Origin of the sequence: Pseudoalteromonas sp. SCSIO_11900 (assembly GCF_000576475.1) — a bacterium.
In the GTDB taxonomy this organism is placed as follows: domain Bacteria; phylum Pseudomonadota; class Gammaproteobacteria; order Enterobacterales; family Alteromonadaceae; genus Pseudoalteromonas; species Pseudoalteromonas tetraodonis.
This window is the reverse complement of sequence record NZ_KK070023.1, coordinates 403,766-429,584: the sequence shown is the minus strand read 5'-3', so window position 1 is coordinate 429,584 and position 25,819 is coordinate 403,766. Positions and strand designations below refer to the sequence as shown.

Genomic DNA, 25,819 nt, shown 5'->3' with positions numbered 1-25,819 from the left:
TTATTACTCGGAATTATCTACACAGTATTACTTAGTGGTCGCGGTCAACCGCTATTCTAGCTAAGCTAATTAGTGCTTGCTTGTAACTCGACTCCGCTAAGCAATCTAAACAGGCAATTGCTTTATTAGCTTCTTGCTCGGCTTTTTCCATGGTGAACTCAAGGGCATTGGTATGTTTGAGCGCAGCCAGTATCTCGTCAAGGTGCTCCATACCATTACAGTGCTCAATAGCGTCTCTTATTAACTGTGTTTGATGCTCACTACCGTGTTGCATTGCATATATAAGAGGTAACGTCGGCTTACCTTCAGCTAAATCATCGCCAATGTTTTTACCAAGTTGGTCGGCATCAGCGTTGTAATCTAAAACATCATCCACTAACTGAAAAGCAGTACCTAAATGCATACCATACAAATTAAGTGCCTCTAGTACAGTATCGTCTTGGTCAGTAATAATGGCCGCAAGGCCCGTCGCTGCTTCAAATAGCTTGGCGGTTTTAGAATAAATAACCTGCATATAACTGGCTTCAGTGGTATCAGGGTCGTTGCAGTTCATTAATTGCAGCACTTCACCTTCAGCAATAATGTTGGTTGCATCAGCCAGTACTTGCATTATTTGCATTTTACCAAGACCCACCATTAGCTGAAACGAGCGGGTGTAAATAAAATCACCCACCAGTACGCTAGCAGCATTACCAAACTCAGCATTTGCTGTAGGTGTGCCACGGCGCAAATTAGATTCATCTACAACATCATCATGTAAAAGCGTTGCGGTATGAATAAATTCAATGATAGTTGCTAGCGTAATGTGATCTTTGCCTTGGTAACCTAGCGCTTTAGCCGCCAAAATAGCCAACATAGGGCGAACACGTTTGCCACCGCTGTTAACAATATACAAACCAAGTTGATTAACTAACGCCACATCTGAGCGCATTTGCGCATGTATTAGTTGATTGACGTCATTCATATCGCTTTCGATTAACGCCTGGATAGCTTTTATATCCATTGATCTCCGAGCCAATTTTAATGTGTGAACGGCGCAGATTGTACAACAAAAAATGCATTAGCTCGATATTTTGTGATGATTCCTTAAAAAAACACCCTTAATTAGGTTAAATGACCTATTAACCTTGTGAATAATTGATTAAACACCCTGGTTTAATTTTGAATCACCCTTGGTGGTTAATTGAACTACATAGGCTCGCTTTGCTATTGCTAATTTATTTTCTGTAACCGTTAAAAAGCGCTTGGCAAAGGGGGATTTTAATATAAAATGGAGGAAATATTGAATTGCTCTCAATGCAGCTACTTTTTATTCATTTAATTACAAAAAGAGGCTTGCTAGTTTTTACGCATTAGCGTAAACTTCGCGCCCTATTGAAGAATATTTTAGTTGCGTCGATTTGAGGGCGCACAGACGGAGTTAATTATGTACGCGGTTTTCCAAAGTGGTGGTAAACAGCACCGTGTGACTGAAGGTCAAACAATTCGTCTTGAGAAATTAGACGTTGAAACTGGTGCAGCAGTTGAATTTGATTCAGTACTTTTAGTTGCTGATGGTGAGAAGATCGAGATTGGTGTACCGTTCGTAAACGGTGGTAAAGTAACAGCTGAGGTTGTTTCACACGGTCGCGGTGAGAAGATTAAGGTTGTTAAATTTAGACGCCGTAAGCATTCTCGTAAGCAAATGGGCCATCGTCAATGGTTCACAGAAGTTAAAATCACTGGCATTAGCGCTTAATTAGAGGTACTTAGAAATGGCACATAAAAAAGCAGCTGGTAGTACTCGTAACGGTCGCGATTCAGAAAGCAAACGCTTAGGTGTTAAGCGTTTTGGTGGCGAATCAGTTCTAGCGGGTAGCATCATTGTTCGTCAGCGTGGAACTCGTTTCCACCCAGGCGCAAACGTAGGTATCGGTAAAGACCACACTATCTTCGCAAAAGCAGATGGTAAAGTTCAGTTTGAACAAAAAGGTCCTTTAAACCGTAAATACGTAACTATCGTAGCTGAGTAATCAGTAAGGTAGTTAAAAAACCCCGCCTTTGCGGGGTTTTTTGTTTTAAGCATGTTTAAATATATACCCAAGTGTTTTTATGCTCAGTGTGCTCTATAGGCCACTTAGGTATATAATAGAGTTATTAACAAGCCAATCCCTAAAGTGAGTAATCATGAAGTTTGTAGATGAAGTAGAAATTCGCGCAGAAGCTGGTGACGGTGGCAGCGGCATCGTGTCTTTTCGTCGTGAGAAATATGTTCCAGATGGTGGACCTGATGGCGGTGACGGTGGAGACGGTGGTAGTGTTTATCTACAAGCTGATGAAAACTTAAATACCCTTATTGACTATCAATTTGAGCGTTTTCACAGAGCAGAACGCGGTACAAACGGTCAAAGCCGTAATTGTACGGGTAAGAAAGGTGAAGACCTGATCGTTAAAGTGCCTGTTGGTACACGTATTATTGATGTTGATACACAGGAATCATTAGGGGATTTAACCCAAGATGGTCAACGAATTGTGGTTGCAAAAGGCGGTTTCCATGGCTTGGGGAATGCGCGTTTTAAATCAAGTACTAATCGTGCTCCACGTCAAAAAACACTTGGCACACCGGGTGAAGTACGTAACCTTAAGTTAGAGCTAATGCTACTGGCTGATGTCGGCTTACTTGGGTTACCAAATGCAGGTAAATCAACCTTTATCCGCAGTGTGTCAGCTGCAAAACCTAAAGTAGCTGATTATCCATTTACTACGCTGATTCCTAACTTAGGGGTTGTTCGTCCTGAAGCAAACAAATCATTTGTAATTGCTGATATTCCAGGTTTGATTGAAGGCGCGTCAGAGGGAGCGGGATTAGGTATTCGCTTCTTAAAGCATTTAGAGCGTTGTCGTGTGCTTTTACACATTATAGATGTAATGCCAGTTGATGGCTCTAACCCTGTTGATAATGCATTTGCAATCATCAACGAGCTACACCAGTACAGCCCTAAGCTCGCTGAAAAGCCACGCTGGTTAGTATTTAATAAAATTGATTTATTGCCTGAAGATGAAGCCAAAGCCTTATGTGAGCAAATTGCAGAAGAGTTGGGTGAGTCTGAAAATATTTACAGTATTGCTGCAATTAATAAATTAAATACGCAGCCATTAATTCACGACATCATGACGCTACTTGATAACATGCCTAGAGAGAAGTTTGTAGAAGTGGCAGACGAAGAGGTTGAATTTAAGTGGGATACCTACCATCAAAAAGCCACTAAAGGCGATGATGATGACTGGGATGATTGGGATGAAGATGATTACGACGTAGAAGTTGTCTACGAGCGTTAATTATAATTGTATATATTTAAAAGGAGCTAACGCTCCTTTTTTATTTTTTTAATAATAAAGAATTAGGTGTTTAGTGTGATAATTTCAATGATTGCAGCAATGGCAAACAACCGTGTCATTGGCTTAGATAATAAAATGCCATGGCATTTACCTGGTGACCTTCAGCACTTTAAAAAAGTAACCTCTGGTAAACCCGTTATTATGGGGCGCAAAACATTTGAATCAATAGGCCGACCGTTACCTGGGCGACGTAATATTATTATTACTCGTAATAAAGACTATCACGCATCAGGAATTGAAACAGTAACCACACCAGAAGCTGCACTTGAGCTTGTTAATGATGTTGCAGAGGTGATGATAATTGGTGGCGGAAACATCTACCAGCAGTTTTTAGCGCAGGCGCAGCGCTTGTATTTAACCTTTATAGACTTAGATGTTGAAGGGGATACACAATTTCCTGATTATAAAAGTGTTGCAAACTGGCAAATTGAAGATGAAATGTTGATGACGCCCGATGATAAAAATAAATATAGTTATAAGTTCGTAACTTTGAATAAAATTTCTTAACATTATTGCCAAAATCTGAGCGTGTTGGTACAATATTAAACAATAGAGTACGAAAAAAGCATTAATATAAGGTATCCAGTCAATGATTAAATTACCGAAGCTAGTTGTAATTGCTGCTATTGCAGCGGGTTCGTTCGCTTATACTGCGCCTGTAAGCGCTAATGATCAGTTAGCTGTTTCAATCTGTGAATACATTGCTGGTGATGATAAAAACCGTCTGCGTAGCAAATTAAAAAGTTCACGTGTGAAAGTTCGTAATATCTATGATGCAGTTTTCTGTAATGGTAATAACTTATTGCGTCACGCTGTTGCAAGTAATGCGGTTGATACGGGTGAGTACATTGTTAAAAACTTATCAAAGAGCTCACTTGAAGATGGTGCCGATATAGCCTGGGCTGAGGCAAATCATGCAGGATCACCTTTAATCCCTATTATTAAAGACCGCGCAGGCCTTTAATTAAAAGCTTAATTTAAAAAAACCGCGTTTATATGAAGTGACCCCATAAAGTTGGACTCATTTTTAAGCGGCTGCCAAGGCCTGATTTCGATACTGTATCGGACTCAGGCCTTTTAGTTTCAGCTTAATACGCTCGTTGTTGTAATAGTCGATATATTCTTTGATGTTTTCAATAAGCTCATTCACGTCTTTAAACGTTTCGTTGTGGTACATCTCACTCTTCAATATGCCGAAGAAGTTCTCAGCAACCGCATTATCTAAACAATTTCCTTTTCTAGACATACTTTGTTGCAACCCTTTTTCCTTGAGATGATTTTGATATTGTTTGTTTTGATATTGCCACCCTTGATCTGAGTGTACAACTGGCTTTTCATTTGGCTTCAACCTAGCAGTTGCTGTTTTAAGCATGTCAGTTACCAAAGGGAGTGCAACGGATTTTCTGACTTCGTAACTGATTACCTCTTGGTTGAATAGGTCAATCATAGGCGATAGATATACCTTCTCATTATTCACTTTAAACTCTGTCACATCCGTCACCCATTTTTGATTTGGCTTCTGCGCACTAAACTCACGGTTAAGCGTATTTTCTGCGATTTTACCCACTTCACCTTTATAGGATTTATAACGCTTAGGCCTTACTTTTGACTTGAGGCCTAACTCATTCATCAGCCGTTGAACGCGCTTATGATTAACAAGTACCCCCATTGTTCTCAGAGCACTCGTAATTCTGCGATAGCCATATCGTCCTTTATGCGCGTGATAGATATCACGTATTTTTACCAGTAAATCATTGCTTGCACAGGGTTGCTTACAAGTAGTGCGATGATAATAGTAAACACTCTTTGGCAGCCCTGTAGCCTTTAAAAGGTGTCGTAAGCTATGTTTTGCCTTGAACTCTTCGACGACTATCGTCTTGTCTTTGCTTTTTTCTTTCTGGCTTGAGCCAAGGCTTCTAACTTTTTTAGCACATCATTCTCTGCTCGTAAGTATGCTAATTCTTCTCGTAACTCCTCCTCAGTCATTTGCTCTACTGGTTTTGATGAAGAAGAATTATTAGTCATGACTGGCCTACCTTTTATTTGTGGTTTGAGACGTGATATACCATCACGAGCATAAAGCTTTTGCCATTGAAAAAGAATGCCAGGGGACGATAAATCGAAAAAAGCACTGGTATAACCGAGTGACCAACTGTTTGCTGTCATCGTTTTTAACACTTCTACCTTAAATGCTTGAGAATAAGGTTTGTGAACAGACCTGAAGCTTTCAGCGCCATGAATTCGATAAATAGCGGTCCAATATCGGACCTGCCTATCTGTAACATTAAATCTGTTGCTTACTGTCGAAGAGCTTTCAGACAAAGCGAGCTCTGCTATTTTGAGCTTAAAAGCTCGATGATGTTTGGACATAAAAAGACCCCCAGTAATTGGAATGTCCAACTATTGGGGGTCACTTCAATACGCGGTTTTTTATTAGTTACCTAAAACATCCTTCCATTGAGCTTTTATCTATCCTTCCCTCTGAGTTAGAAGTGCGCCTTTCAACACAGCTATTTTCACTAAATAAAGACATTAACGGTAAATACAGAGCTCTAGGAAAGCTCTCAGGTAACGATACTGCGCTTTTAGACAATGCACTGAGACAAATGGCGGGCTCAGCGTCATCGCTTATAAATTATGTACAAAAAGCCTCAACTCTAAGTACCCATGCTCTAAGCTACAATAAGTTGGCGAGTGACTATTATAGTGAAGTGGTTAATTTATCTTTATCGACCTATCAACTGCTAAATGATTACCAGCCTGAAATTGAAAAAAGCCTGCAACAGAGCGTAAAAAATTTAAAACTTACTCGCTGCAAAAATTGCACAGTTGCATAATTTAGGAGTGATGAATGAGGTTGATGAATTTGCTTTATTTGTAGATGAAGAGCCAGAAGATCTGGATGCTGATATAAAAGCGGAGTTGGTGAGTTGGCCTAAACGTTATTTGCGCGATTTAAGCAGTACTTTATCGCAAGCAAAGCAGCGTAATTCTGGAACGAATGAGTTACGTGAACAAATTAGCGTGTTATCAAAAACAGTGATTGAAGCAGAGCAAACATTAAAAGCGCAGCAAGATACCGTTAAACAACAAGTTTTTTGGGTGTTCGGAATCGCAATAGGTGGTTTAGTAATATTAGCTTTTGGTATTTATTGGGTGCAACGTAAACAGGTTTTACAGCCTTTGAGGCAACTACGAGATGGGTTTGCATTTTTAATCGAAAGTAATGAGTTAAAAAATATTACAGTGAATAATCCTAAAACAGTTGTTAAAAATGAAAGTTTACTAGGAAATATTCAACACATAGGTGAGCAGGTTAATCATATTAACGCGCAGGCTGCTGAAAATGCACAAAATACTTATGAGGCAATGCAGCAAAGTGTTGGTTTTGCTAAAAATATGCTTAATGCGAGTTCTGATACACAGCAACGTATTGAACAAGGTATGCACAGTGTGCAAGAGTTACTGAGCGGCGTGCAAGGTCGAGGTTTTGCGGTGGTTGCTGATGAAGTAAGGCAATTAGCCATGCAAACCCAAGGTTCGTTAAAAGAGATTAACGATCAGCTGGCGTTATTAAGTGAGAACTCTCAAATGGTCTACTCACAAATTAATGCGTTAACTGAAGATGCCCAATTACAAACCGAAAATGCCCAAGAGCTTCAAGCAAACTCGGAAGGGGTCGCAAATAATGCTCAGCAGACAAACACAGTTGCAGTTGAAGCAATGGAGCTTGCAAAACAGCAAAGCAATTTCCTTAGTGACTTTACTCAATCAATGCATAATAAGAAAAGCCAAGTAAATGAGTTGAGTGAGTTGGTGTCTGATATTCGCTCGCAGCTAGCGCTGCAAATGGCAACAATTAAAAAGGGATTGGGTTTAGACAGTGATGCAGTTTAATCTCGGTATAAACTCGAAACCGTAAATATTAACCTGTATGCTAAAAGTCTACGTAGTTACCCAAAGGATTTAACATGATTGAACAAGGTCAAACAATACCCGCAGTTAGTCTATCTAAGCTAACCGATGACGGTATGCAAACACTGACAAGCAATGAATTATTTGCAGATAAAAAAGTCGTGTTATTTGCAGTGCCAGGCGCTTTTACACCAACGTGTTCGAATGCTCATTTACCTGGATATATTAGCTTGGCTGATAAAATTAAGGCCAAGGGAATTGACGCTATTTATTGTGTATCGGTAAACGATGCATTTGTGATGAAAGCGTGGGGTGAGTCACAAAATGCAGAACATATAGATATGCTTGCAGACGGTGATGCTAGTTTTACTTGTGCTTTAGGGCTTGAAAAAGATACCGCAGGCTTTGGTGGAATACGCTCAAAACGATACGCGATGGTTGTTGATAATGGTGTTGTTACTGGTCTATTTGTAGAACAAGGCAAAGAGTTTGTAATAAGCAGTGCTGAAGCTGTTTTAGCCAAGCTTTAACACTGACGACTTTAATCAGAGAATAAAAAGCCGATACAGTGTATTAATGCGGATCGTTTAAGTTAATTGAACGATCTTTCAGAGGCTTCATAATAGGCTACAACAAAAGTTGTGGCCTATTTTTATGTCTGAATTTATTAAAGAATTACACCTTACTACTGAGTTTAGCCAAGATCGTGATATTGATTCGTTTACTAAGCATATTCCCCTTGAGTGGATTGAAGCAGCCGTTACTCAAACAGGGAGAGCCTCTGTGCGTAAACGACGTTTCCCCGCCGAGCAAGCTGCTTGGCTTGTATTAGGGATTGGTTTATTAAGAAACCGCTCAATATCTGAAGTCTGTGACAAACTAGAGCTCGCTTTTCCTGACGCTAAAGGAGAGCTTCCACCATTGGCGACGAGCAGTATTATAAAAGGGAAAGAAAAGCTAGGCGCAGCGCCTATGAAACACCTTTTTAAACATACAGCAACGCAGTGGGAGCAGTCGCAAACTTTTGATGACGTGTGTGGTTTAAAGCTGCTCAGCATTGACGGTACACAATTTAAAACTCAAGATACACCGAGTAACCGTCACTTTGGCTATGCTAAATCGACAACAAACTTCCCCTCAGTACTTGCTGTGACCTTGATGTCGACAAGAACGCATTTAATATCCGATGCAGCGTTTGGCCCCATTACTCAAAGTGAAATTCATTATGCTCAACAGCTTGTTGGCTCAGCACCTGAATATTCATTGACGCTATTTGATAGAGGTTTCTTTTCGGCTGAACTATTTACGAGCTGGCAAGGCGTTAGCGAAAATCATCATTGGCTTACGCCCATCAAAAGCAAAATGCGCTATGAAATAACGGAGTCATTTAGCGATTACGACCACTTAATAACAATGCCTATTTCACCACAAGCTAAGAAATCAGCCCCTTACCTAGGTGATACATGGCAAGCAAGGCTTATTCAAATTCCGACACCTAAAGGGGAAATAAAAGGGTTCATCACCTCATGCGTCTGTCCAGAAAAGTACCCGCTGAAAGCGCTACTCGATGTGTATTGGCAACGATGGGAAATAGAGCGAGGCTATGGTGAGCTCAAGCAATATCAACTATCAAATAAACCAGCATTACGGAGCCTGAAACAGGAAGGTATTTATCAAGAGCTCTGGGGTATTCTGACATCATATAATATCGTGAGACTTGAAATGGCAGAGATGGCTAAAGCCCATAAAGTTGAGCCATTACGCATCAGTTTTATTAACGCATTATACCTCATACAAGACGAGTTTTTATGGTGTTCAGGTCGAAGCCCAGGGACAATCCCTAAAAAGCTAAAAGAACTACGTGAAAACGGTAAACGGCTAATATTACCGGAGAAAAGAAAGCGAAAAGCTTATCCGCGAGCGGTGCTGGCAAAGACACAAAAATATCCGGTTAGATATAAACGAAAAAACACCACTCGCTCTTAAACGAGTGGTGTTAATACAGTGTATTGGCTTTTTTTATCTAAAGAGGATGTTTTATGGCTGGTATTGACCGCTTAGCGTTAAACCAGAGAATGTTTGATACGCATTAACACTTAAGTGCCATGTTCCCGCTTGAGGATTACTAAAAGTACAAGTTTCGGCGTTACCATTTTTATATGGACGACAATCATAGCTTGAGCTTGTTGGCTGGCTACCAAATTTTACAAATAAATCTGCATCACCGGTGCCGCCTGACGTTGTAACAGTAAAGCTTGCCATACCCGCCGGTACATCTAGCGTGTAATGTTTCCACTGACCTGCATTTGCTGTGATATCAGACACTGTGCCACCACCTGCTTGAGGTGTGCCTGAACCACCACCTGTTGAACCACCCGTAATGTTACCGACTAAACTCACGTCACTGTAGGCTGAATAACCACGCAGCATTACATGGTAAGTGCCGGCTGTTGGATTATCAATAGAACATTCTTCACTGTTTCCACCTTTATATGGACGACAATCATAAGTGGTTGTGGTTGGTTTACTACCTGCACGTACATACAAGTCAGCATCCCCTGTGCCACCACTCATAGTGAAAGTAACATTGGTTGCACCACTTGGTACTGTCATAGTGTAAAAGTCTTGTGCACTTGCCGCACCGCTTAAACCGGTTTTGACTTCTCCATCAACAAGTTCGTTATCACCCGTTGTTGGCGGTGTACCATCTGATGCTGCAGCAACCGCAGCGGCCGCATCAACAATACCTGTACCACAGCTGGTACACGTAGAAGAAAATGGACGAGTGGTTGTTTTTAAAATACTTTCTATTTCATCAGGAGTCGCGTTTGGTTTTGCTTGTTTGATCAGTGCAGCAACACCCGCAACATGAGGAGCCGCCATTGAGGTGCCTTGCGAAAAGCCATAACTGTCGCTTGATGGTGTTGTTGAACCTGAATTGTAAGTTGATAAAACACCTTCAGAATCATTGGCAAAGCTTTGCGCGCCACCCGGTGCTGCCACATCAATATTATTTCCGTAATTTGAGTAATAAGCGCGGCCACCATTACGGCCAACTGATGCAACATTAACAACACCATTACAGTTACCTGGGTTGTAGTTTGCAGAATTATCGTTATCGTTACCTGCAGCAATAACAACAACTGTGCCGTTGTTACGTGCAGTATTTATGGCATTTTGCGTGGTTGAACTACATGCACCCGCACCACCTAAACTCATGTTAATTACATCAGCAGGATTAGCATTTGCTGATGTTCCCGATACATTACCACCTGAGGCCCAAATGATACCGTCAGCAATATCTGAGGTTAAACCGCCACATTTACCCAATACACGCACTGGTACTACTTTGGCGTCATAAGCAACACCAGCAACGCCTTCACCGTTATTTGTTACTGCAGCGACAGTGCCTGCAACGTGAGTACCATGCCAACTAGAGCCTTGTGCACCGTTATTACCACATTCACCAGCTGCAACTGCATCCCCTGGATCGCGAGCATCGTTGTCACGGCCATTGCCATCATTGGCGACTGATAGATTAGAGATCATATCGTAGCCTGGTAAAATATTAGCGTTTAAATCAACGTGAGGGCGGTAGCCCGTATCAAGCACAGCGACAACCACACCACTGCCTGTTGCCGTATCCCAAGCTGTTGGTAAGTTAAGTCCACCGGCTTGCTCATAGTAATGCCATTGATCATCAAAACGCGGGTCATTTGGTGTCGCAAATGGTTTTAGCATTTGATCGACTTCAATATATTCAACATTACCCGAATTAACCATTTCTTGCATGAACTGCTGGGCTTCTTCAGCGTTTAGTTTTTTATCGGCACGCATTACGTGATGGTTATTGAGTGCCATTGCGCGAACATACTTAGCTTTAACTTTGCCTTTTTTTGAGGTGAAGTTTTTTACAAAGCTTTGCGCTTTTTTATTCATCATTGCTGGTGATACATCAGCGGTTGAGGTGTTCATCATATCGTTGTTATTTTTATATTTAATGATGAATTGAGTCTCAAAGCCACCTTGATTTTGTAACTTGGCTGAGGTTTCTGCCATTGAAGGTGCGATTGCTTGCGCTAGGTTAGCCATGCTTGAGCTGGCAGCAAAGAGTGTACTTATTGTTAGCGCAACAGCGCATTTTTTGAATGAATTATTAGAAGTCATAATTACCCTTAGTTTTATTATTATTTGTGAAAATCCACAAAGCGGGTACAAAGGTAAATGATCTGTTAACCACTTTGAAATATTAAATACGTATGTACCTATTTCATTTAGTTATAACCGCGTATTTAGTGCGCTTTCAGTTGTTTTGTATTTGTTTTTATATTATTAATAATCCTAATGTATTATATTTTTTTTGGGTTTTTTATCATTAATTAACTTTTATTGATAAATTAAAAATAATACAAAAGGGGTGTTGACCTTTGCGGATTAAAATAAGTTCAATCTAGGAAGAGGTTAACCGCGGCGCGCGATTTGTAACCTTGTGGACTAAGTAAAAATCGAGCAAAGCTTACGCACCCTGTTTACGCTCAAGATAAACACGCTCTGGCTATCTGGTTATTATTGAAACTTTGTTATAATTCACAAAAGTTTTTAAGAGATAACTAAATGACTCACGTTGATGTGATAGTGATTGGTGCCGGAGCCGCTGGTTTAATGTGTGCGGCACAAGCAGGATATCGCGGCCGAAGCGTCACAGTACTTGATATGGGTAAAAAGCCAGGACGTAAAATTTTAATTAGTGGCGGTGGGCGTTGTAATTTTACAAATGAAAATGCAAGCCCTAGCAACTATTTATGCGCTAACCCCCATTTTGTAAAATCGTGCTTAAGTCGCTACACGCAGCACGACTTTGTAGAGCTTGTAGACCGACATGGTTTGGCATATCACCATAAGACACTCGGGCAATTATTTTGTGACAATAGCGCACAAGACATTGTTGATATTTTACTAACCGAGTGTGAGTGGGCGGGCGTTACCATTAAACTGCGCAGCGAAGTGTTAAATGTCGCTAAAACAGCTACCGGCTATAGTGTGACAACTGAACAAGAAACACTTACTTGTGAGTCGCTTGTGGTTGCATCGGGTGGGTTAACCATGCCTAAACTGGGTGCTACGCCAATCGGCTATAAAATTGCAGAGCAATTTGGCTTAAAGATATTGCCGACTATGGCTGCTCTAGTTCCCTTTACCTTACATCAGCACGATAAAGACCGTTTTGAAGGGCTTTCGGGTATTAGTATTCCTTGTGAAGTTGCAAGCGAAGATGGCACCGTATTTAAAGAGAATATTTTATTTACTCATCGTGGGCTATCTGGGCCTGCTATATTGCAAATAAGCTCATTTTGGCGAGCAGGTCAGGCGGTAACGATCAATTTACTGCCTGAACTAGATTTAAAGCAACAGCTAGCTAATTGGCGAGAAACACAAGCGCAAAAATCGTTGAAAAATAGCCTCGCGACTATCCTACCTAAGCGCTTTGTAGAAATACTCCACGCCAGTAACGCCATTCCCGATTGTAATATTAATCAACTAACGCATGGCCAAATAGATGCGCTTGCTGATTATATTCATGCGTGGCAAATTAAACCAAATGGTACCGAGGGTTACAGAACCGCAGAGGTTACTTTAGGCGGCGTAGATACCGACGAGTTGAGCTCAAAGACATTTGAGGCTAAAAAAGCTAAAGGCTTATACTTTATTGGCGAAGTGACCGATGTAACGGGTTGGCTAGGAGGCTATAATTTTCAATACGCGTGGAGCTGTGGATTTGCCGCCGGGCAGTACGCGTAGTCGTTTTTAATCAATTATAAAATTTCGCTGGAAACAGCGTATTAACACGCCACTTCATCTTTGAGGTGGCGTTTATTCCTGCTCTGTTTATAACTTAAGCTTTTAACTCGTCTGGGTAAGTTTATACTGCTGCATTTTGCATTTTGCTATTTGGTTTTTCTGGAATAGTCATTTCTATAATTCCAGCATCAATGGCTGGCTTTAAGTAGCGCTCTCTAAAATGTTTACGGTCTTTTAATCCAAGTAAATTTGCAGCTCTTGTCGGTTTAGTGGCTTTTCGCTTTGGATAAATATATTTAACCTGAACTCTGGATAATAAATCTATCTCAAGCAGCTATTTACAGCGCTAACTACGTTGAATTTACTTGCAATAGGCGAGCTATTGACGCGTAATTTCGCCTTGTTTTCACTGGAAATCTCTGGCTAGAGAAAATAAATATAAATATCAATTTTGATTCAATACGTTAGTAAATCTCTTAACCAAAGTTAAGGTTACATAGTTAAAAACCCCGATATCACGCAGTGCAGTCGGGGTTTTTAACTTCTAGTGGTTACTCTTCGATAAACGCTTCACCTTCTTTCATCCACTTAGCGGCCGGTTTGCCTTTAAGGTAATGATCAAAGTACTGCATCATACGCACTGAAAAATCGACCTGATTTGGAAATTGTTTTAGGTGATGCGGTTCACCTTCATATTGTAAAAAGGTTGCGTCTTTACCTGCGCGACGAAGCGCTAAGTAATATTGCACGCCTTCATGCCATGGCACCGCATCATCTTTGTCGCCAAACATAATCAAAATTGGCGTGTTTACTTTATCGGCAAAAAAGACTGGCGAGTTTTCAATATAAAGCTCAGGTGCTTCAAATAAATTTTTACCAATACGGCTTTGCCCTGTTTCGTATTGAAATTGGCGTGCAAGTCCAGATTTTAAGCGAATGCCACTGTAAGCACTGGTCATGTTTGATACTGGCGCGCCCGATACCACTGCTTTAAACATATCAGTTTGGGTGATCATAAATGCACTTTGATAACCCGCCCAAGAGTGGCCTTGTAAGCCTATTTTATTAGCATCGGCAATACCTAAATCAATCAGCTTTTGTGTGGCGTTGATCATGGTTTGAGTTGAGGATTTACCAGGGTGACCTATTTCAAAGCGAATATCAGGTAAAAAGATGGCGTAGCCATTTGAGGTAAACATCGGGAAATTAGGGCGATGATTTAATTCCATTTTTGGAAAGTCATACATGCGCTGGCTCATGTAGCGGTAAAAGTACACCACAACAGGCACTTTATCGCCTTTTTTATAACCGGCAGGCTTGATTAATACCCCTTGTAAATCTTCACCATCAAAGCCTTTATAGCTAATGAGTTCAGGTGCTTGTCCCCAAGCAAAGTTGCTTATCTGAGGGTTAAGGTTAGTTACGCGTTGTGGTTGTTTAAAGTTAGAGTCTGTTTGATAAATGTCTGGAAATTGCTGATAGGTTTGCTCAGTAAATAAGTATTTATCGGCATTTTTGGCTTTTTTAACTACATCAAAGCGCTTATTACCTGTAAGTAATTTAGTGACTTCAAGAGTTGCTAAATTAAGTTTTGCCACTTCACTTTGCTTGCTTTGTAAATTAATTGCAGAAAGCAGGAGCGTATCATTGTTGTTAAAGCCTACTTGGTTTTTATCAAGTTTGATCACTCTGTATTGCGTATTACTTTTTTTACCATTAGTTAAGCGTTTAGCTTGCTTGGTATTGACGTTAAATGACCAAATATCGTATTTGCTATAAACCAGTATTTCGCTGCTATCGTTCAGCCAGCCTGCAAAACCATAACCAGGCTGCTTGGATGGATAGTCGTGTTTGTCATCGGCAAACGTGGCGTTAATCGCCTTGCTGAGTACGCTCACTTTATTATTACCTAAGTTTTTAAGCTGTACTTGGTTATTATTAAAGTAAGCAGCAAACTGCCCATTGGGCGCAAGGCTCGGCCTAAATGGATAGTCGTTAATGATAGAAGTCTGTTTACCCGTGTTTATATCAACAGCAAAGTAGTCAGCAAAAAAACCGCCATACATTACTTTTTCAAGATGCGCTAAATTTGAGTAGCCTAACAATGACGTGGCACGCTCAGTATTAAGCGACAGCTCAGGCATATTTGGCGTGCTTAACTGAACGACTTGCTGTGAATTTACATGGTATACCGCAGTGTAATGACGGTTTTTATTATTTTCATTCCATTGCTGCTCTTCGCGCGGTTTTATTTGCGCGTCATTGTTGTGCCATACATTTAATCCTTTATGGTCGCGAATTACTTCAAAGTCATACAGTGATGACTCATTTGTGTATTCTTTTTGTTTAACTTTTGCAACGAGTTTTGGGCGGTTTTCAAAGTATAAACGTGTACCATCTTCGGCCCAAGTTAATGTCGCGGTTTTGCCCATTAACCATTCTGGGTTAGGTGATTGCACAGTGGTTAGCGTGTCGTTTTGCCAGAGCGTTAATTCGTACTGACGACGACGCTTATCATCGTTTACATAGTTGCCTAAGGTAAACGCAACGGTTTTTTCGATTGGGTGCCAGGCTATTTTGCTAGCAACCACACCGGGCTCATCAATTAACACGGTGCTGGTAAAATCATCGAGTGAGAATAAAGTAATTTGATTATTGCCGCCATCAACATAGCTTTGACTCACTAATAGCTGATCGCTGGTGGCACTAATGCCATAGGTAAAGGCACTTTCAAGAGTATGAGTGCGCTTATCACTTAAGTTGATGATAACCAGCGGATAGCTTTTATCTTTTTTGTCGGCAGTGATAGCGCTATCGTTGTCGAGTTTTTTATCGTCTTCTTCAGCGTTTTCATTTTTGCGATAGACCAGCCACTGGCCGTTATTAGCTAGCACGTAATCTTTTACATTATTAAAGCTTTGCTGCTCACCGGTTTGGGTGTTCACTAATACTAAGTTATTTTTTAAGTCACTTTTTTTCTTAGTGGTTTCTTTTTCAAGCAGAGTAGGCACCTGCGTAAATGCGACCCAGTTTGCCATTTTGCTAATGGTAGGACGGGTTCCTCGTTCCACCTCAGCAATAAGCTTATTGCTATTGAGTGAGTAGACTTTCCCTGTAGCATCCCCGCGATAAGGGGTTGCACTTAAAGATAGGATTTGACCATTTTCAGAAAGCTGCGTGCCTTTTGCAGATTTAAAATCAAATACATCTTTAAATTCTAATGGCTTATTAGCTAAAGCACTGGCGCTCGTTAAGCTGGTAATAAGTGCACAGCCTACAAGAGTGAGTTGTGTTTTCATTATAGATTCTCGTTTTTTAACATTATTTTATTGTAACGAGTTTTAATAACAATTCGAGTAGATACGATAAGTGGTAGCAGGGCAGAGATGAGAAGTTAAAAATAAAAGGTGAAAGGTTAGATTTCGGGCCACGGGATGTGAGGTGTTTGGCATCGGTAAAAATAAGAGTGGAAGTGGTTAATTTAATACCTTGTTAGCATCACTAACAAGGTATTACTTCGAATCTTATAACCAAATTTTTTGAAGCTCTAGCCATTGTTTTTCAAATTGCTCGCTAGGTCGTGCACTAAAATTACTGCGCACAAATTGGTTCATTTTACCCTCAACGTAGGCAAGCAAAAAGTTAGCTAGCGTCAGTTCATCACTTTGAAAGTTTTTACCTTCACGTAATTTACGCTCTCTAAGAATCTGTTTGAATTGGGTTTCTAGCTTTTCAAACAAGCCTTGTACACGCTCACGAAGTCGCTCTTGTTCACCCTGTAGAGCGTCGCCTGTTAATATACGGGTTATGCCTGGGTTTTTTTCAGCAAACGTTAGCAGCAGTAATAGGGTGTTGTAAACACGCGCTTTGCTTTCTTTCTCGTTATCTAAAATAAGATTAATACGTGATAGCAGCGTGTCTTCAATAAATTCAATTAACCCTTCAAACATGCGCGCCTTGCTAGGAAAATGACGATAAAGAGCGGCTTCAGAAACGCCAACTTCTGCGGCAAGTTTGGCTGTTGTAATACGCTGGCCTAGGCTGGTTTCTAACATTTGTGCGAGTGCTTGCAGTATTTGCTCTTTGCGATTACTTTTTTTTGTCGCAGGCATGAACATTCCTTTTTTAATAGTTATTTTTTTCAACATAAATGTGCGATAACACAGCTTTGTGCCAAGTGTTACAGCGCGCAATACTCAATGGGGTGTTTTTGCACGTATTACAGCGATACATTAGTAATGCGCAAGCGTTAAGCTATTTTAGCGCAGTAAAATTACACTAAAAGGCCACAAGGCGTCATCATGTTAATGTTTTATTCAGTTTGTTTCCAGCCTTTTTATAATCGCTTGGCAAGCTGTTCGATCACTTTAACCGCTATTTCTATTTTACTGGTTTCAGGTAAGTCGAGTTGTTCATTTTGCCAATAAAGGGTGAGTGCGTTGCGCTCTGAATTAAAGCCTACATCACTGTGCGATACATCGTTAGCACAAATCATATCGAGGTTTTTATTGGTTAGTTTCCCCTTTGCGTAATTAGCAACGTTCTGCGTTTCTGCGGCGAAGCCGACGGTGTAAGGGCGGTTTTGTGTGAGGTTTGCGACCGCGGCTATTACATCTGGGTTTTTAACTAAGCTAAGAGTGAGTTCATCGCCTTGTTTTTTCATTTTTTGCGTGGCGATACTTGCTGCACGATAATCGGCCACAGCGGCACAACCAATAAAGGCATCTGAGTGAGGCGCATATTTGAGTGACTCATGCAGTAACTGTTCAGCACTTTCTATATTAATTAAATTAACGCCTTGCGGTGCTGTAATAGTTACCGGGCCTGAAATTAAGTTTACGTGTGCGCCGAATGATAACGCAGCTTGCGCCAGTGCATAGCCCATTTTTCCAGAGCTGTGGTTTGATATAAAACGAACAGGATCGAGAGGTTCACGAGTTGGACCTGCAGTAATTGTAATTGTTTTACCTGCCAATAGCGCAGGTTTAGCAGGCTCAGTGCATAAGCTCACTAATTCATGCGGTTCAAGCATTCGCCCAGCACCGACATCACCACAAGCTTGCTCGCCTTTGCCTGGCCCCCATATAGCAACGTTGCGTGCTTTTAAAGTGGCTAAATTAGCTTGCGTTGCAGGGTGAGCGTACATTTGCTGATTCATTGCCGGCGCTATGGCTACTTTTGCGGGGGTCGCCAGTAATAAAGTCGTGAGCAAGTCGTCAGCAATCCCTGCGGCCATTTTCGCAATAATATTGCTGGTGGCAGGGGCAACTAAAATTAAATCAGCCCATTTTGCAAATTCAATGTGCCCCATAGCGGCTTCGGCTGATGGGTCTAGCAACGAGTCAGACACCATTTCACCACTCACAGCTTGCATGGTTAGCGGGGTGATAAAATGTTTTGCTGATTCAGTCATTACAACTTTAACGTCACAACCATGGTCTTTTAAGCGTCTTACGAGTTCAGCACATTTATACGCTGCAATTCCACCGCTAATACCCAGCACTATTTTTTTATTTGTTAAATTAATCATGGTTGTTCATCAATTTTATAAAATATGGTGGCCAAAATAACAAATTTTGAGCGTGACAGCTAAAATAAAATGCGTTTTATCGCGCTAATTTTTGATTTTGCATTACAGTTATACAGTACAGTAATCTTTCAAGGATGAATCATGCAATTAACGTCATTACCTAATTCGCTCCGCCCGCGAGAAAAACTGCTAGAAAAGGGCGCAAAGGCACTCTCTGATGCTGAACTATTAGCTATATTTTTGCGCACGGGCCTACCCGGCATGAATGCCATAGAGTTGGCGCAGCATTTGATTAACGAAAATAAAACCCTGCATAATTTGTTTAATGCCAGTATGGATGAATTTTGTGCGCAAAAAGGCTTGGGAATGGCTAAATATGTTCAGCTACAAGCAGTACTTGAGCTAAGCCAGCGTTACATGCAAGAGGGCTTTGTGCGCGACGCCGTTTTTAACTCTCCACAAGCCGTTTATGACTATTTAACACTGCAAATGCGTGGATTGCAGCAAGAGGTATTTATGGTGTTGTACCTTGATAGTCAAAATCGTTTATTAAAAGATGAAATATTATTTTACGGCACAATTAACGCAGCCAGTGTATATCCGCGTGAAGTGGTAAAGGCGGCACTGAAAAATAATGCGGCGGCGGTGATTTTTTCACATAATCACCCCAGTGGTATTGCAGAACCGAGTCAGGCCGATAAGCTCATTACTAATAAATTGTGCCAAGCACTGCAATTAGTCGACATAAATGTGTTGGATCATATTATTATTGGTGGTGAAAGTAGTGTTTCGTTTGCCGAACGGGGACTGATTTGAGTTTATCGTTTACAGATATGTGCTAAAAATGAGCGGTTTAGTGCGTTTTGGCAAATTAGTTTAATTTAAATGCAGTTTTTACTTTCCCTAAGGGCATTCGATCTTTATAATTAGCCGCTATCAAATTTACACATGAGCTGGTTGGATAAGATCAGTATTTGATCTTTGCCTGTAAAAGCTGTATAAAGAGCGCCCTTCGATTTATCTCTAGGGCACAAATACATGGCCTTAGGGAAAATTAAGCTCGAGCGAAGTTATTGGAGATATATAGACATGTCTAAAGTATGTCAAGTTACAGGTAAGCGTCCAGCGGTTGGTAACCACCGTTCACACGCGAGAAACGCGACTAAACGTCGTTTCCTACCTAACCTACAAACACACCGTTTTTGGGTTGAAAGTGAAAAACGTTTTGTAACATTACGCACTACTACTAAAGGTATGCGTATTATCGATAAAAAAGGCATTGACACGGTTCTTACAGAAATCCGTGCTCGTGGCGAAAAAGTTTAAGGAACTGAATTATGCGCGATAAGATCCGTTTAGTTTCAACTGCTGGTACTGGTTTTTTCTACACTACCGACAAGAACAAGCGTAACATGCCTGAAAAAATGGAAATCAAAAAATTCGATCCTAAGGCTCGTAAACATGTGATTTTCAAAGAAGCTAAAATCAAGTAATTTAGTTTTCTTTCAGAAATGTAAAAACCCAGCTTATGCTGGGTTTTTTGTTTTTAAAATCTGCTCTATCATCCACCGAAACCATATCACCGTAATGATACCCATTGAATTAAATCGCTAATTGGCTTTTGTTAAGCGCCACGAATTATTCCGTAGATAATGGCATCAGTTGTTTATAACTAAAAAACATAAAGAGTATGAGCATTAAATAATTTTACGGGCTAAGTCGTTGGGTATTGTGTATTTAGAGTGCGGTTATGAGCTATTTAAGTATGCCTGAAGAGGAAGAAAGAGGTTTTACGGTAACTGACTAGGGTATGAGCTGTAAGTAGCTCTAAGGCTACTTACAGCGCGATATTTATACTTTAAAGTTCTCTACTAATATTCTTAGCTCTTCGGCTAATTTAGCCACTTCTGAACTTGAAATATTCGTTTGTACAGCGCCTTCTGCTGTTTGCTCGGCAATAGCAACAATAGACTCTAAGCGCTCACTGATCTCTTGTGATACTTGTTGTTGCTCTTGTGCTGCTGTTGATATCTCTTCACTGACATTATGCGCTTGTGATACTGCAAGGGTAATTGAATCCAGTGCACTATTGGCTAAGTCACTTTGCTCAACACACGAAACCGCGCGTTCTTTACCTTTTTCCATAGCTTTAACCGCTTCTTCAGCGCCCGACTGTAGTGACTCAATCATAGATTGAATTTCTTGGGTCGACTCTTGTGTTTTACTTGCAAGTGATCTTACTTCATCAGCTACCACAGCAAAGCCTCTGCCTTGCTCGCCGGCACGCGCAGCCTCAATAGCCGCATTAAGTGCAAGTAAGTTAGTTTGCTCCGCAATACCGCGAATAACATCTAAAATACTACCAATTGATGCGCTATCTTTGTGTAGTTTATTGATAACACTTGATGCTTCGTCTACCTCGTAGGCGAGTTGCTCAATGGTTGCTTTATTTTGATTTGAAATACCTTTAACGCGCTCCGCTTCTTTATCGGCATTTTTAATTTCGCTCAGTGCTTGTTGTGCACTATTACTCACTGTTTGTGATGTGCTGCTCATTTCAGTGGTTGCGGTTGCTGCTTGCTCTACTTGCGCTTGCTGATTACTGATTGCTTTGCTTGATTCACCGGTAATTGTTGAGGTTTGCTCAGAAGCGGCTGCAAGTTGTGTTGAACGTGAAATAATACCGGTGATTAAGCTACGTAAACTATCAATTAAGGTATTACAACTTTTCGATAATTCACCAAATTCATCTTTTGCGCTGTCATCTAAGCGTTGAGTCATATCACCACTGGCAACAATATCTAGAATACGATTTACTTCCGCTAATGGCTTAATAATACGGTTAACCGTAATGATGGCTACAAGCACAGCGATAATAGTCGCAATGATCATACCTATCCATGTCCATAAATTAGCTGAGTTTACGTCACTACGTACGCCTTCTTGTAATGTAAATGCAACGCCACTGGCTTGTAATACTAATTCGTCAATTTGGCTAAGCGCTGTTTTAGTCGCTTTTTCAGACTCTGCTAATTCACGCTCGGTTGTGCTTATTGCGTCAATAAGGCGCTTTTTATTCGCTGAAAGGCTATCGTTACCTAAAATATTGCTCTCTAGGGTATCTATATAACCCTTTAAGTCATTAAACAAGCTGCTGTGACTTTGCTCTATCGCCGGCTTTATTAATGAAACGGTACGAACGACTTCTTCAAAGTAATACACTTGCTCGTTTTTGATAATATCGAGCGTGTTAAGCGTTTTAACGGTTAGCATGTCGGTGCTGCTGGTAACCACGGACATAAAGTTATTTTCTAGATTATTAGCTGCTTGATAAGCGCGTGGATGATTATCCTCTAAACCATCAATATCAATAATATCAAGCACTATAGAGTTGGCATCTTCTGCCGCGAGCTCAATGGTGTCTAGTTGCGCTTTGAGCTTTTTGTTAAGCACTAGCTGGGTGTTTTTATCTTTAAGCAGGCTGCTTATGATATTTGAAAAGCTCTGATAGGTTTTTTCAACTTCAAGGCTACTTTTGTTTAATTGTGGATCGTCTTTAACAACTTGTTGTAGTTCGCGGTGTAATTTATCAAATATTTGTTTTTGTTCTTCTATTTGAGCTTTTAATGAGGCGAGTTCTTGAGCCGATGTAATATGGAAACTAGCTTGGGCGGCTTTACTCATCAAAATAAATTCAGCTTGTAATTGTGCACTTTTGTTCAATGCAGGGAGCGATAGCTGATTAACTTTTTGAGTTGAACGATCTATATTTGCTATTTTTATTAAAGAGTTACCGCCAATAATTAAAAGTAATAAAGTGATAAATATAAAACCACCCCAAATACGTTGACTCACTGTTAGATTCATATGGTTTTCCATTCAAAAATACGTCTATTAAAACTTATCGGCGCTTTCAACAATAAGTTAAGTAATTAAAAATAATTAATTTTTACTGTTAATAGTTAGTTGCTAAATTTACCGCGAAACTTAATTACAAACCAAGCATGCATAATACAAGTCTTCGATTAGGGATAAAAAATAATGTAAGGCGTTAACACTTGTTTATTGCCTATGTTTAACTCAATTAAGAGTATTACTATTTTTTTTACACAATATTGTGAATGTTTTGTAATTATGCAATTTAACATCCACTTTTAAACTTAACAGATGTATTAACTTTTTTCAGTTTATTTAGACAAAAGTTGTGATTTTTCTGAAAATTTTTGCTTACTTTGTAGTTCTATTAGTGTCATTGAGCCACCCCATACGCAACCCGTGTCTAGAGCATAAAGGTGGTTGTAGGGCGTTTTGCCTTCAAGTGCTGCCCAGTGTCCAAAGATTAGGTCATGTTGAGCGTTCATAATGGCAGGATGAGAAAACCAAGGAATTAGTGATGATGAATTTGTTGTTGCTTCTTTTGCATTAAAATCGAGTAAATTATCAGGCGTAATAAAGCGCATGCGAGTGAAATAATTAACGATGTAACGAAATTTAGCAGCATCATCAAGTTGCTCAGTCCATTTTAGCGGGTGAGGCTGATACATGTTTTTAAAATAGAACTCGGCATTGTTTTGACTGTAACACTGTTGAGCAAATTGAGCGTGTTCAATAGCATGTACGCATGACCAATCAGGGTTAAGTCCTGCATGAGAGATAAAACAATCATACTGCTCTAAATAAAGAGCTAAAGGCTGAGTTTGTAAAAACGCAATGTAGTGGGGCAGTTTACTACTGTTAAACAGTGCAGTGAGTCTGTCTTTGGGGTTAGGTGTAACATTATTTAAATAACAGGCAATCATGTGTAAGTCATGATTGCCTAATGTGACGCTAACACTGTCTTGATGTTGATAAATATAATCAAGGCACGCTTTCGAGTTTGGACCGCGAGCGACAATATCACCCACTAAATATAAGTGATCTTTGCTAGGGTTAAAGTCGACTTGCTTTAACAATAAACTAAATTCGTCAAAGCAGCCTTGTAAATCACCTATTGCGTAGTCGGCCATTGTTACCTGTTTTTGTCAGTGTAAGATATTAGGACAGGCTAAGCGGAATACGTTTATGGGTGCTTTAAATTCAGCACCAAACTCGTTACGTAAAGTGTAATGTCCCTGCATGGTGCCTACCGGTGTATCTATTATTGCACCACTGGTATATTTGTAGCTTTCACCTGGAGCTATATCTGGGGTTTCACCCACCACACCTTTGCCTTGCACTTCTACTTCTTTGCCATTGGCATCAGTAATCAGCCAATAACGGCTAAGTAGCTTTGCACTGCATAAACTGTGGTTTTTTATAGTAACGGAGTAGGCGAACACAAACTTATCTAGTTCGGGTTGCGATTGCTCTTCCACATAAAACGTTTCAACAGATACCTTTACAGGTGATCCTATATTACTATTACTGCTTGTTGTCATAAATCCAGTTAGCTATATCAATAAATTGTTGTAACGACAGGCTCTCAGCACGCAAAGTAATATCAATGCCAATGCTGGTTAATTCGTCAGCTGTTAGAAGGTTGCCAAGGCTGTTACGCAACGTTTTACGGCGCTGATTAAACGCTTCTAAACAAACGGTGTTTAATATTTTAACGCTTTTAGCGGTGCGCTGCTGTGCCTTTTTAGGGATTAAGCGAATAACCGCAGAATCGACTTTAGGTGCCGGTTTAAAGCACTCAGGCGGTACTTCTACCACAGGCATCGCATGACAATAATACTGAGTCATCACACTCAAGCGACCAAAGGTTTTACTACCTGGGCCTGCTACCATGCGCTTTACCACTTCTTTTTGCAGCATAAAGTGCATGTGCTCAATATGATCGGCAAATTCAAACAAGTGAAACAACAAAGGCGTTGAAATGTTGTACGGCAGGTTGCCGAATACTTTTAGCTTTTTGTCATCTTTAACCAGGCTTGCAAAATCAAACTTCATTGCATCGCCTTGGTTTACGGTTAATTTTGGCCCTAAAAAAGGGTGTTCAATTAAACGCTGGGCTAAATCTTTATCTAGCTCAACAACCGTTAAATGGCCACTTAAATCGGCAACAGGTTCGGTAATAGCGCCTAGACCTGGGCCAATTTCTACTAAATTATCTTGCGGTTTAGGATCGATAGCGGTGACGATTTTGTCGATGATTGACTCATCGAATAAAAAGTTTTGGCCAAAACGTTTACGGGCGCGGTGTCCTAAGTGTACTTTATCGGTCATTGATTCTGTGCTTTTTCATGGGCGAGCTTAATTGCTTCGCGGATCGCTAATTCAAAACTGCCAACATCAGCATCGCCTGTACCGGCTAAATCAAGCGCAGTACCGTGGTCGACTGAGGTGCGAATAAATGGAAGGCCGAGAGTTATATTCACTGACTTACCAAATCCTTTATATTTTAGCACAGGTAATCCCTGATCGTGATACATAGCCAGCACTGCATCGGCTTCATTTAGGTATTTATCTTGAAATAGGGTATCGGCTGGTAAAGGACCGATTAAGTTCATCCCTTCAGCTCTTAGTAGGTTGAGCGTAGGCGTAATCGTGTCGATTTCTTCGCGGCCTAAATGGCCATCTTCACCAGCATGAGGGTTTAAGCCACAGACTAAAATGCGTGGTTGCTCAATACCAAATTTCGTTTTTAAGTCATGATTAAGAATATTAGCTACTTTAACTAGTCGCTCTTGCGTAATGGCACGAGAAACATAAGCAAGCGGAATATGTGTGGTTACTAGGGCAACACGCAAACCTTCAGTGGCTAATAACATAACCACATCAGCTGTACCTGATTGCTGAGCAAAGTACTCAGTATGGCCACTAAAAGAAATGCCGGCTTGGTTAATAATACCCTTGTGAACAGGCCCCGTAACAACGGCATCAAATGTACCATCCATATTCTTCTCGCTGGCAATACGTAATGTATCTAACACGTATTGTCCATTGGCGTCATTAAGCACGCCAAGCTCAACGGGCTCTGCTAAATTAATTTGCTTAATATATAAGCTGCCAGCCGCTGTAGACATTGCTTTGGCTTGTTCATCAAATTCAATTAATTCAATGTTTAAACCCAAATGCTTAGCGCGTTGTTTTAGTAGCGATGCATCTGCAATCGCTACTAGTTGCGCATCCCAGCTGTGCTGTGCCAGTTTTAATAGCAAGTCTGGGCCAATGCCTGCAGGCTCACCGGGGGTTACCGCAATTCTTAAGGTCATA

Annotated in this window: 24 protein-coding genes and 1 pseudogene; 12 read left to right on the top strand and 13 right to left on the bottom strand. The window is 40.5% G+C overall.

The genetic code is table 11. The features are described from left to right. Nucleotides 1-31: 31 nt before the first annotated feature. The gene (gene ispB / locus BG00_RS01965) at nt 32-1,003 is read right to left on the bottom strand and encodes an octaprenyl diphosphate synthase (RefSeq protein ID WP_036980230.1); all 972 of its coding nucleotides are present in this window, start codon (nt 1,001-1,003) and stop codon (nt 32-34) included. Between the two features lie 423 nt (nt 1,004-1,426). Here ispB and rplU point away from each other — a divergent pair, with 423 nt between their 5' ends. The 5 genes from rplU (at nt 1,427) to BG00_RS01940 (ending at nt 4,342) form a co-directional block, all read left to right on the top strand. Beyond that, a complete protein-coding gene (rplU, locus tag BG00_RS01960) occupies nt 1,427-1,738 on the top strand; it encodes a 50S ribosomal protein L21 (RefSeq protein WP_004587921.1) in 312 nt (103 codons plus the stop codon). Nucleotides 1,739-1,754: 16 nt separating this feature from the next. Next, entirely contained in the window at nt 1,755-2,012 is a 258-nt protein-coding gene (gene rpmA, locus BG00_RS01955) for a 50S ribosomal protein L27 (protein WP_008114963.1), read from the top strand. 154 nt (nt 2,013-2,166) lie between these two features. Further along, nucleotides 2,167-3,318, top strand: coding sequence for an Obg family GTPase CgtA (gene cgtA / locus BG00_RS01950; RefSeq protein WP_036980229.1), 1,152 nt, complete (start codon nt 2,167-2,169; stop codon nt 3,316-3,318). A 75-nt stretch (nt 3,319-3,393) separates the two neighbouring features. Further along, entirely contained in the window at nt 3,394-3,885 is a 492-nt protein-coding gene (folA, locus tag BG00_RS01945; protein WP_171034710.1) for a type 3 dihydrofolate reductase, read from the top strand. A gap of 82 nt (nt 3,886-3,967) precedes the next feature. Continuing rightward, the gene (locus tag BG00_RS01940; RefSeq protein ID WP_036980227.1) at nt 3,968-4,342 is read left to right on the top strand and encodes a DUF3718 domain-containing protein; all 375 of its coding nucleotides are present in this window, start codon (nt 3,968-3,970) and stop codon (nt 4,340-4,342) included. Nucleotides 4,343-4,405: 63 nt separating this feature from the next. Here the strand turns inward: BG00_RS01940 and BG00_RS01935 are convergent, their stop codons facing one another. Both BG00_RS01935 and BG00_RS01930 read right to left on the bottom strand, forming a co-directional pair. Then, on the bottom strand, nt 4,406-5,251 hold the full coding sequence (locus BG00_RS01935; RefSeq protein ID WP_250653896.1) for an IS3 family transposase: 846 nt from the start codon (nt 5,249-5,251) through the stop codon (nt 4,406-4,408). Then, complete coding sequence (locus BG00_RS01930; RefSeq protein WP_036979831.1) at nt 5,248-5,748, bottom strand: transposase; 501 nt, start codon at nt 5,746-5,748, stop codon at nt 5,248-5,250. The genes BG00_RS01935 and BG00_RS01930 overlap by 4 nt, the downstream gene beginning before the upstream one ends. Nucleotides 5,749-5,843: 95 nt before the next feature. On the opposite strand from BG00_RS01930, the pseudogene BG00_RS01925 reads away from it, so the two are divergent. The 3 genes and pseudogenes from BG00_RS01925 to BG00_RS01915 form a co-directional block, all read left to right on the top strand. Beyond that, nucleotides 5,844-7,275: pseudogene (locus BG00_RS01925) on the top strand (methyl-accepting chemotaxis protein); the annotation flags it as partial. 74 nt (nt 7,276-7,349) lie between these two features. Further along, nucleotides 7,350-7,823: a peroxiredoxin gene (locus BG00_RS01920; RefSeq protein WP_036980226.1), complete on the top strand. Its 474-nt coding sequence runs from the start codon at nt 7,350-7,352 to the stop codon at nt 7,821-7,823. A 124-nt stretch (nt 7,824-7,947) separates the two neighbouring features. Continuing rightward, entirely contained in the window at nt 7,948-9,279 is a 1,332-nt protein-coding gene (locus BG00_RS01915) for an IS4 family transposase (protein WP_036979639.1), read from the top strand. 51 nt (nt 9,280-9,330) lie between these two features. On the opposite strand, the gene BG00_RS01910 is transcribed toward BG00_RS01915, so the two are convergent. Continuing rightward, the gene (locus BG00_RS01910) at nt 9,331-11,460 is read right to left on the bottom strand and encodes a S8 family peptidase (protein ID WP_036980225.1); all 2,130 of its coding nucleotides are present in this window, start codon (nt 11,458-11,460) and stop codon (nt 9,331-9,333) included. A gap of 447 nt (nt 11,461-11,907) precedes the next feature. Between BG00_RS01910 and BG00_RS01905 the strand changes: the two genes are divergently transcribed. Further along, on the top strand, nt 11,908-13,092 hold the full coding sequence (locus BG00_RS01905) for a BaiN/RdsA family NAD(P)/FAD-dependent oxidoreductase (protein ID WP_036980224.1): 1,185 nt from the start codon (nt 11,908-11,910) through the stop codon (nt 13,090-13,092). A gap of 121 nt (nt 13,093-13,213) precedes the next feature. Here the strand turns inward: BG00_RS01905 and BG00_RS18455 are convergent, their stop codons facing one another. The 4 genes from BG00_RS18455 to coaBC form a co-directional block, all read right to left on the bottom strand. Further along, nucleotides 13,214-13,384, bottom strand: a complete 171-nt coding sequence (locus BG00_RS18455; RefSeq protein ID WP_340139792.1) for a Fic family protein — start codon at nt 13,382-13,384, stop codon at nt 13,214-13,216. Between the two features lie 259 nt (nt 13,385-13,643). Next, entirely contained in the window at nt 13,644-16,391 is a 2,748-nt protein-coding gene (locus tag BG00_RS01900; protein WP_036980223.1) for an alpha/beta hydrolase family protein, read from the bottom strand. Between the two features lie 225 nt (nt 16,392-16,616). After that, entirely contained in the window at nt 16,617-17,204 is a 588-nt protein-coding gene (gene slmA / locus BG00_RS01895; RefSeq protein ID WP_036980222.1) for a nucleoid occlusion factor SlmA, read from the bottom strand. 224 nt (nt 17,205-17,428) lie between these two features. After that, nucleotides 17,429-18,622 (bottom strand): bifunctional phosphopantothenoylcysteine decarboxylase/phosphopantothenate--cysteine ligase CoaBC, encoded by a 1,194-nt coding sequence (gene coaBC, locus BG00_RS01890; protein WP_036980221.1) that lies wholly within the window; start codon nt 18,620-18,622, stop codon nt 17,429-17,431. A 141-nt stretch (nt 18,623-18,763) separates the two neighbouring features. Between coaBC and radC the strand changes: the two genes are divergently transcribed. From radC to rpmG, 3 genes are all read left to right on the top strand, one after another. Continuing rightward, nucleotides 18,764-19,438 (top strand): RadC family protein, encoded by a 675-nt coding sequence (gene radC / locus BG00_RS01885; RefSeq protein ID WP_013465906.1) that lies wholly within the window; start codon nt 18,764-18,766, stop codon nt 19,436-19,438. A gap of 273 nt (nt 19,439-19,711) precedes the next feature. Then, nucleotides 19,712-19,948, top strand: a complete 237-nt coding sequence (rpmB, locus tag BG00_RS01880) for a 50S ribosomal protein L28 (protein ID WP_008464111.1) — start codon at nt 19,712-19,714, stop codon at nt 19,946-19,948. Nucleotides 19,949-19,959: 11 nt separating this feature from the next. Beyond that, on the top strand, nt 19,960-20,115 hold the full coding sequence (gene rpmG / locus BG00_RS01875) for a 50S ribosomal protein L33 (protein ID WP_004587947.1): 156 nt from the start codon (nt 19,960-19,962) through the stop codon (nt 20,113-20,115). A 358-nt stretch (nt 20,116-20,473) separates the two neighbouring features. On the opposite strand, the gene BG00_RS01870 is transcribed toward rpmG, so the two are convergent. From BG00_RS01870 to pdxA, 5 genes are all read right to left on the bottom strand, one after another. Beyond that, nucleotides 20,474-22,489 carry a methyl-accepting chemotaxis protein gene (locus BG00_RS01870; protein WP_036980220.1) on the bottom strand — a complete coding sequence of 672 codons (2,016 nt, stop codon included), beginning with the start codon at nt 22,487-22,489 and terminating at the stop codon, nt 20,474-20,476. A 320-nt stretch (nt 22,490-22,809) separates the two neighbouring features. Further along, the gene (locus BG00_RS01865; RefSeq protein ID WP_036980219.1) at nt 22,810-23,628 is read right to left on the bottom strand and encodes a symmetrical bis(5'-nucleosyl)-tetraphosphatase; all 819 of its coding nucleotides are present in this window, start codon (nt 23,626-23,628) and stop codon (nt 22,810-22,812) included. 15 nt (nt 23,629-23,643) lie between these two features. Then, a complete protein-coding gene (gene apaG / locus BG00_RS01860; RefSeq protein ID WP_036980218.1) occupies nt 23,644-24,039 on the bottom strand; it encodes a Co2+/Mg2+ efflux protein ApaG in 396 nt (131 codons plus the stop codon). Further along, entirely contained in the window at nt 24,023-24,829 is an 807-nt protein-coding gene (gene rsmA, locus BG00_RS01855; protein WP_008113221.1) for a 16S rRNA (adenine(1518)-N(6)/adenine(1519)-N(6))-dimethyltransferase RsmA, read from the bottom strand. Before rsmA ends, apaG begins: the two co-directional genes overlap by 17 nt. Next, nucleotides 24,826-25,818, bottom strand: coding sequence for a 4-hydroxythreonine-4-phosphate dehydrogenase PdxA (pdxA, locus tag BG00_RS01850; RefSeq protein WP_036980217.1), 993 nt, complete (start codon nt 25,816-25,818; stop codon nt 24,826-24,828). The genes rsmA and pdxA overlap by 4 nt, the downstream gene beginning before the upstream one ends. Nucleotide 25,819 lies beyond the last annotated feature (1 nt).

Bases quoted from the DNA above. Each gene is read 5' to 3' on its own strand.
- rsmA (WP_008113221.1), bottom strand. From the start codon at position 24,829: ATGACCGATAAAGTACACTTAGGACACCGCGCCCGTAAACGTTTTGGC.
- cgtA (WP_036980229.1), top strand. From the start codon at position 2,167: ATGAAGTTTGTAGATGAAGTAGAAATTCGCGCAGAAGCTGGTGACGGT.
- BG00_RS01940 (WP_036980227.1), top strand. From the start codon at position 3,968: ATGATTAAATTACCGAAGCTAGTTGTAATTGCTGCTATTGCAGCGGGT.
- BG00_RS01920 (WP_036980226.1), top strand. From the start codon at position 7,350: ATGATTGAACAAGGTCAAACAATACCCGCAGTTAGTCTATCTAAGCTA.
- ispB (WP_036980230.1), bottom strand. From the start codon at position 1,003: ATGGATATAAAAGCTATCCAGGCGTTAATCGAAAGCGATATGAATGAC.
- BG00_RS01870 (WP_036980220.1), bottom strand. From the start codon at position 22,489: ATGAATCTAACAGTGAGTCAACGTATTTGGGGTGGTTTTATATTTATC.
- rplU (WP_004587921.1), top strand. From the start codon at position 1,427: ATGTACGCGGTTTTCCAAAGTGGTGGTAAACAGCACCGTGTGACTGAA.
- BG00_RS01915 (WP_036979639.1), top strand. From the start codon at position 7,948: ATGTCTGAATTTATTAAAGAATTACACCTTACTACTGAGTTTAGCCAA.
- BG00_RS01865 (WP_036980219.1), bottom strand. From the start codon at position 23,628: ATGGCCGACTACGCAATAGGTGATTTACAAGGCTGCTTTGACGAATTT.
- rpmG (WP_004587947.1), top strand. From the start codon at position 19,960: ATGCGCGATAAGATCCGTTTAGTTTCAACTGCTGGTACTGGTTTTTTC.
- rpmB (WP_008464111.1), top strand. From the start codon at position 19,712: ATGTCTAAAGTATGTCAAGTTACAGGTAAGCGTCCAGCGGTTGGTAAC.
- slmA (WP_036980222.1), bottom strand. From the start codon at position 17,204: ATGCCTGCGACAAAAAAAAGTAATCGCAAAGAGCAAATACTGCAAGCA.
- coaBC (WP_036980221.1), bottom strand. From the start codon at position 18,622: ATGATTAATTTAACAAATAAAAAAATAGTGCTGGGTATTAGCGGTGGA.
- BG00_RS01905 (WP_036980224.1), top strand. From the start codon at position 11,908: ATGACTCACGTTGATGTGATAGTGATTGGTGCCGGAGCCGCTGGTTTA.
- apaG (WP_036980218.1), bottom strand. From the start codon at position 24,039: ATGACAACAAGCAGTAATAGTAATATAGGATCACCTGTAAAGGTATCT.
- BG00_RS01910 (WP_036980225.1), bottom strand. From the start codon at position 11,460: ATGACTTCTAATAATTCATTCAAAAAATGCGCTGTTGCGCTAACAATA.
- BG00_RS01930 (WP_036979831.1), bottom strand. From the start codon at position 5,748: ATGTCCAAACATCATCGAGCTTTTAAGCTCAAAATAGCAGAGCTCGCT.
- rpmA (WP_008114963.1), top strand. From the start codon at position 1,755: ATGGCACATAAAAAAGCAGCTGGTAGTACTCGTAACGGTCGCGATTCA.
- BG00_RS01900 (WP_036980223.1), bottom strand. From the start codon at position 16,391: ATGAAAACACAACTCACTCTTGTAGGCTGTGCACTTATTACCAGCTTA.
- radC (WP_013465906.1), top strand. From the start codon at position 18,764: ATGCAATTAACGTCATTACCTAATTCGCTCCGCCCGCGAGAAAAACTG.
- pdxA (WP_036980217.1), bottom strand. From the start codon at position 25,818: ATGACCTTAAGAATTGCGGTAACCCCCGGTGAGCCTGCAGGCATTGGC.